6 protein-coding genes are annotated in these 6,583 nt (G+C 77.4%); all 6 read right to left on the bottom strand.

What is annotated here, in order from left to right:
• Window positions 1-131: 131 nt before the first annotated feature.
• Window positions 132-527 (bottom strand): DUF3817 domain-containing protein, encoded by a 396-nt coding sequence (locus tag HLB09_RS11230; protein ID WP_171203462.1) that lies wholly within the window; start codon window positions 525-527, stop codon window positions 132-134.
• Window positions 524-1,600 (bottom strand): SURF1 family cytochrome oxidase biogenesis protein, encoded by a 1,077-nt coding sequence (locus HLB09_RS11225; protein WP_171203461.1) that lies wholly within the window; start codon window positions 1,598-1,600, stop codon window positions 524-526. The genes HLB09_RS11230 and HLB09_RS11225 overlap by 4 nt, the downstream gene beginning before the upstream one ends.
• A 67-nt stretch (window positions 1,601-1,667) precedes the next feature.
• A complete protein-coding gene (locus tag HLB09_RS11220) occupies window positions 1,668-2,669 on the bottom strand; it encodes an oxidoreductase (protein ID WP_171203460.1) in 1,002 nt (333 codons plus the stop codon).
• Between the two features lie 37 nt (window positions 2,670-2,706).
• Window positions 2,707-3,828, bottom strand: a complete 1,122-nt coding sequence (locus HLB09_RS11215) for a GuaB3 family IMP dehydrogenase-related protein (RefSeq protein WP_171203459.1) — start codon at window positions 3,826-3,828, stop codon at window positions 2,707-2,709.
• A gap of 77 nt (window positions 3,829-3,905) precedes the next feature.
• Window positions 3,906-5,396, bottom strand: a complete 1,491-nt coding sequence (guaB, locus tag HLB09_RS11210; RefSeq protein ID WP_171203458.1) for an IMP dehydrogenase — start codon at window positions 5,394-5,396, stop codon at window positions 3,906-3,908.
• A 230-nt stretch (window positions 5,397-5,626) separates the two neighbouring features.
• Window positions 5,627-6,226: a LuxR C-terminal-related transcriptional regulator gene (locus HLB09_RS11205; protein WP_171203457.1), complete on the bottom strand. Its 600-nt coding sequence runs from the start codon at window positions 6,224-6,226 to the stop codon at window positions 5,627-5,629.
• Window positions 6,227-6,583: the final 357 nt, after the last annotated feature.

The raw sequence follows: 6,583 nt of genomic DNA, 5'->3' as shown, positions 1-6,583 counted from the left end.
GTCGTCGGGGCCCGGGGCGCCCGGGTCGGCGGCGCTCGGGTCGCCGGTGGCCTCACGGGTGGGCTCGCTCACGCGCGCCAGGCTAGTGGCCGTGGGCGACGGCGCCGCCGCCGCTCGGCACCCGGTGCCGGTCAGGCGCCGTCGCGCTGCTGGGCCAGCTGGCGCAGCAGGGCGCGGACCTCCTGCGTGACGCGGTGCTCGACGACGAAGGAGACGAAGGGCACGACGCCCGCCAGGACGAGCCCCGCCAGGCGGGCCGGCCCCCACCGCAGGCGCGACCACATGTCGACGACCGTCACGAGGTAGACGATGTAGATCCAGCCGTGCGCGATGGCGACCCAGCTGCCGAGGATCTCCGGCCCGAAGACCTCGCGGACGACGAGCTGCACGGTGACGACGAGCAGGAAGACGCCGGTGACGATCGCCATGACCCGGTAGCGCGTGAGCGCCGGGCCGAGGCTCGCCTCGCGCAGGCGGCGGGCGCGGGCGCCGGTGGGGGCGGGCGGGGTGGGTCGTCCGGTGCTCACCGGGAGGCCTCCTGGGCGCGGCGGTCGGCGGGGTCGCGGTCGGCGGGGCGGTCGTCCGCGGGACGGTCGTGCGCGGGATGGTCGTGCGCGGGATGGTCGTGGGCGGGGCGGTCGTCGGCGGGGCCGCCGGGGTCGTCCGAGCGCTCCGGGTCGGCGGCGCCGCCGGTGGCCCGCGGCTCCTGCGCAGCCGCCCGCTCCTCGGCCTCGTCCTCGGCGCGCTCGAGCGCACGGCGGTGGACGTCGTGGACGACGCGCAGCCACATGAGCACGGCGAAGGCGGCGAAGACCCACCACTGGAAGGCGTAGGAGACGTTCTGCAGGTTCGTCCCGCTCTCCCGCTCCGGCGGCGGGACGGCCCGGGCGCCCGGCGCCCGGGAGGACAGCGCCAGGGCCTCCTGCGACGGGGCGTCCGGCACGAGGTACCCGGCGTAGACGCGCCCGTCCCAGACGTTGAGGAGGTCCGCCGAGCTGGCCGCCGCCAGCCGCCCGGCCGGCAGCCCGACCAGGCCCCGGGGGTCCTCGGAGACGGCGAGCTCGCCGACGAGGTCGGCGGCACCCGTCGGTGCGGGCGGGGCGCCCGCGGCGGCGTCGGCGTCGGGCACCCACCCGAGGACCACGGGCAGCAGGGCGCCGCCGTCCCCCGGAGCCGCGACCGGATGCCCGGCGGCCGGGTCGCCGGCAGCGGGGTCGAGGTCAGCGGGGTCGAGGCCAGCGGGGTCGGCGTCCGGGACCTCCACGGCGGCGAGGACCCACGCGCCGTCGCCCGGCGACCCGTCCGCCGCGCGGCCCACGACGAGCTGCTGCGGCACGTCCGCCCACGTGCCGCGGACGGCGACGGGCCCCGCCACCGACTCGGCGGACAGGGCCTCCTGGGGGGCGAGGACCTGCTGCAGCGGCACCACTGCGCGCTCGGGCGGTGCCTGCTGCCCGGTGCGCGCCCGGCCGAGCTGCCAGGACCCCAGCTCGGCGAAGACGACCGCGAGCCCCAGCGCGAGGGCCAGCAGCGCGAGCATCCGCGGGCGCAGCGCCGTCCGGACGACGCCCGCGGGTCCGCGGGTCTCGGTCGGGCGCACCCCACCACGGTACGGCGCCCGGCTGGGCACCGGCCGGGAGGCCGGCGCCGGTGGGGAGCCGCCCGGCTCAGGCGGGGTCGAGCTCGTGGAAGCCGACGCCGGTGAGGCGCACGGCCTCCTCCCACAGCCAGCGCGCCGTGTCGACGTCCTGCGCGCCCGCGGACGTGCCGACGCGCACGGGCGGGCCGCTGCGCTCCCCGGCCCCGGCCGGCCCGTAGTACTCCCCGCCGACGACGTCGGGCGCCGTCGCCGCGCGCAGCACCGGCCAGGCGCCCGCCTCCGGGCTCTGCATGACGAGCTCGCCCACGCGCCCCAGCGCGGAGCGCACCGGCGACGGGAGCCGCCCGAGGGGGCCGCCGGTGAAGAGGTTGGTGGCCGAGATGCCCGGGTGGGCGGCGACGCTGACGAGCTCGCGCCCGGCCCGCTCGGCGCGCCGGTCCAGCTCGAGCGCGAACATGAGGTCGGCCAGCTTGGACTGCCCGTAGGCGCTCCACGCCCCGTAGCGCTTCTCGCGCATGAGGTCGTCGGGGGTGATCCGCCCGAAGCGGTGCGCCATGCTCGACAGGCTGACGACGCGCGGCCGCCGGCCCGCGGACTCGCTCTGCAGGAGCGGGCCGAGCAGGCGCCCGGTGAGGGCGAAGTGGCCGAGGAAGTTCGTGCCGAGCTGCAGCTCGAACCCGTCCTCGGTGGTCGAGCGGGGCACCGCCATGACCCCGGCGTTGTTGACGAGCAGGTCGAGCCCGTGGGCCCCGAGGCTCGCCGTCATGCGGGTCGCGAGGTCCGCGACGCTGCGCAGCGACGCCAGGTCGAGCAGCTGGAGCTCGACCTGCGCGCCCGGCGCGCGGCGCCGCACCTGCTCGAGCGCGGCGTCCCCCTTCTCCCGGGACCGCGCCGTCATGACGACGCGGGCGCCCGCGGCGGCGAGGACGGCCGACACCTCCAGCCCCAGGCCGCTGTTGGCGCCCGTGACGAGGGCCGTGCGCCCGGACTGGTCGCCGACGCGGTCGGGCGACCAGCCGCCGGACGGGCCGGCCGGGGAGGTGGGGGCGTCGTCGGCAGCGCTGCTCATGCGGCCAGCCTGCCAGCCCGCCCGCGCCGCCCCGCGGTCAGCCCGGCTGGTAGGGGCTGACGACGACCTCGCAGCGCTGCATCTCCTTGAGGTCGGAGTACCCCGTGGTCGCCATGGCGCGGCGCAGGGCGCCGACGAGGTTGGTGGTGCCGTCGGCCGTGCGCCCCGGCCCGGAGAGGATCTCGGCCAGCGGCGCGGCCGTGCCCACCCGCACCCGCTCGCCGCGCGGCAGCTCGCCGTGGTGGGCCTCCGGACCCCAGTGCCAGCCGCGCCCCGGGGCCTCCTCGGCGCGCGCGAGCGCGGCGCCGAGCATGACGGCGTCCGCCCCGCAGGCGATGGCCTTGACGAGGTCGCCCGAGCGGCCGACGCCGCCGTCGGCGATGACGTGCACGTACCGGCCGCCGGACTCGTCGAGGTAGTCGCGGCGCGCCCCCGCGACGTCGGCGACGGCGCTGGCCATGGGCGGGTGGATGCCGAGGGTCGTGCGGGTGGTGCTGGCCGCTCCCCCGCCGAAGCCGACGAGGACGCCGGCGGCGCCCGTGCGCATGAGGTGCAGCGCGGCGGTGTGCGAGGCGGCGCCGCCCACGACGACGGGCACGTCGAGCTCGTAGATGAACTTCTTGAGGTTGAGCGGCTCGCTGCGCGAGGAGACGTGCTCGGCCGAGACCGTGGTGCCGCGGATGACGAAGAGGTCGACGCCGGCGTCGACGACGGTCTTCCACAGCTGCTGCGTGCGCTGCGGGCTCAGGGCCCCGGCGACGGTGACGCCGGCCTCGCGGACCTCGCGCAGGCGCTGGGCGACGAGGTCGGGGTCGATGTCGCGGGAGTAGAGCTCCTGCATGCGCCGCGTGGCGTCGCCGTCGGCCAGCGAGGCGATCTCCTCGAGCAGCGGCTCCGGGTCCGCGTACCGGGTCCACAGGCCCTCGAGGTCGAGCACGCCGAGGCCCCCGAGCCGGCCCAGCGCCACCGCCGTCGCGGGCGAGGTGACCGAGTCCATCGGCGCCGACAGCACCGGGACCTCGAAGGCGTAGGCGTCGATCTGCCAGGACGTGGAGACGTCCTCCGGGTCGCGCGTGCGCCGGCTCGGGACGACGGCGACGTCGTCGAAGGAGTAGGTGCGCCGCGCCCGCTTGCCGCGTCCGATCTCGATCTCAGCCACCCGCGCAGGCTAGTGGCGACCGCCGACGGCGGACGACGCCGCGGCCCGGCCCCGGCCGCCCGCCGTGCGCGAGGGCGTCAGCGGCGCCCGTAGTTGGGCGCCTCGACCGTCATCTGCACGTCGTGCGGGTGGCTCTCCTTGAGGCCCGCGGGTGTGATGCGGGTGAAGCGGCCACGGGCCCGCAGCTCCGGCACGGACCGGGCGCCCGTGTAGAACATCGACTGCCGCAGGCCGCCGACGAGCTGGTGCGCCACGGCCGACAGCGGGCCGCGGTAGGGCACCTGCCCCTCGATCCCCTCGGGGATGAAGGCGTCGTCGTCGACGTCGCCCTGGAAGTAGCGGTCCTTGGAGTAAGAGCGCGCCCGGCCGCGCTTCTGCGCCGCACCGAGAGAGCCCATGCCGCGGTAGCCCTTGTACTGCTTGCCGCCGATGAAGACGAGGTCGCCCGGGCTCTCGTCGCAGCCGGCCAGGAGCGAGCCGAGCATGACGGCGTCGGCGCCCGCGACGAGGGCCTTGGCGATGTCGCCGGAGTGCTGCAGGCCGCCGTCGCCGATGAGGGGCACGCCCGCGGGGCGGCACGCCTGGGCCGCCTCCCAGATGGCGCTGACCTGCGGGACGCCGACGCCCGCGACGACGCGGGTCGTGCAGATGGAGCCGGGGCCCACGCCGACCTTGACGCCGTCGGCGCCGGCGTCCACGAGCGCCTGGGCGCCCTCGCGGGTCGCGACGTTGCCGCCGACGACGTCGACGTGCGCCGCGGCGGGCTCGGCCTTGAGCCGGGCCACCATGTCGGCGACCCCGCGGCTGTGCCCGTGGGCGGTGTCGACGACGAGGACGTCCACGCCGGCGTCGACCAGCGCCATCGAGCGCTGCCAGGCGTCGTCGAAGAAGCCGACGGCGGCGGCCACGCGCAGGCGGCCGCGCTCGTCCTTGGTGGCGAGCGGGTACTGCTCGGCCTTGGTGAAGTCCTTGACGGTGATGAGCCCGCGCAGGCGGCCGTCGGCGTCGACGATCGGCAGCTTCTCGACCTTGTGCTCGCGCAGCAGCCGCATCGCGGTCTCGCGGTCGGCGCCGACGGGCGCCGTGACGAGCGGCATGGGCGTCATGACGTCGGCGACGGCGCGGCTGTGGTCGGGCTCCCAGCGCAGGTCGCGGTTGGTGACGATGCCGACGAGCACGCCGGCGTCGTCGACGACCGGCAGGCCCGAGACCCGGTAGCGCGCGCACGCCGCGTCCACCTCGGAGAGCGTCGCGCCGGGCGACGTCGTCACCGGCTTGGTGATCATCCCGGCCTCGGAGCGCTTGACGAGGTCGACCTGGTCGGCCTGGTCCTCGATCGAGAGGTTGCGGTGCAGCACGCCGAGGCCGCCCTGGCGGGCCATGGCGATCGCCATCCGCGCCTCGGTCACCGTGTCCATCGCCGACGACAGCAGCGGCACCCGGACCTCGACACGCCGCGAGACCCGCGTGGTCGTGTCGGCCTCGCTGGGGATGACGTCGCTCTCCGCGGGCAGGAGCAGCACGTCGTCGTAGGTGAGACCCGTGCGGGCGAAGGGGTCGGCGGGCATGTCCGGCACGGCGGGGGCTCCCTGGGGACGGGGGACGGCTGCGGACGCGACGCTGCGTGCAGCGATCGTACGACCGTCCGCGCCCCTCGCCGACGCCCCTCGCCCTCGCCCCTGCCGGCGCCTCTCCTGGCGCCTCTCCTGGGGCGCACCTCGCGGGCGCAGCTCCCGGGCGCCCGCGCCCGTGCGCGAGCCCGGGTCCCGCGAGCCCCCTGCGCCCGCGGGAGCCGGGCTCAGCGCACGAGGCCGGCGCGGAAGCCGATGGCGACCGCGTGCGCGCGGTCGGCCGCGCCGAGCTTGCGGAACAGCCGGCGCGCGTGGGTCTTGACCGTGTCCTCCGAGAGGAAGAGCTCCTTGCCGATCTCGCCGTTGCTGCGGCCGCGGCTCATGCCGGCGAGGACCTGCTGCTCGCGCTCGGTGAGCACCGGGACGTCCTCCTGGGCCGTCGCGGCGACGGCCGCCCGGCGGGCGTCGCTCACCGACATGGCGTGGTGGAGGACGGCCGTCAGCTCGGGCGTGCTGGGCTCGCGGACGAGGACGGCGCACGCGCCGGCGGCCATGGCGGCGCCCGCCGTGTCGCCGTCACCCGGGGCGACGACCGCGATGACGGCCGTCTGGGGCCGCGCCTGCATCCAGGAGCGGATGTGCTCGGCCGCCCGCGGGTGCGAGCAGGACATGAGGACGACGTCCGGCGGGCCGCCGGGGGCGGTCCGGGCGGCGGCGCCACCGCCGGCGGCACCGGCCGTCCGGGTGACGCCCGGCACGGAGCCGACCTGGCGGCGCAGCGCCTCCCGCACGGGCAGGACGTCGTCGCAGACGAGCACGGTGGACACGCTGAACCTCCGGGTGGTCTGACCGCGGGTGTGCGGCCGCTTCGCCCTGGTGATCGGCACGGGGGCGCCGTCTCCTGAGGGAACCTCGTGCACCGCGCCTCCCGCTGCCGTCGTCCACAGCGTTCGGCGCCGGCGCGCCGCCGGACTGGTCCCGGTCGGCCCGGGTCGCCCGGGCGGGGCCCCGGCACGGCCCGGGCAGGGCCCGTTCCGTCAGGCGAGCGCGGTCGCGGCGACGTCGCGGGCAGGACGCACTCGCTGACGGTCTGCACGCGCGTCGTGGGGGCGAGGGCGGTGCCGATCGTCGTCGTCAGCACGCCGAGGAGGACGACGGCGATCAGGAGGTTCATCGCCGGGCCC

The organism is Pseudokineococcus marinus, from assembly GCF_013004605.1.
Classification (GTDB): domain Bacteria; phylum Actinomycetota; class Actinomycetes; order Actinomycetales; family Quadrisphaeraceae; genus Pseudokineococcus; species Pseudokineococcus marinus.
Note: the sequence above shows the minus strand (reverse complement) of the source record. Positions and strands in the feature narration are given on the sequence as shown.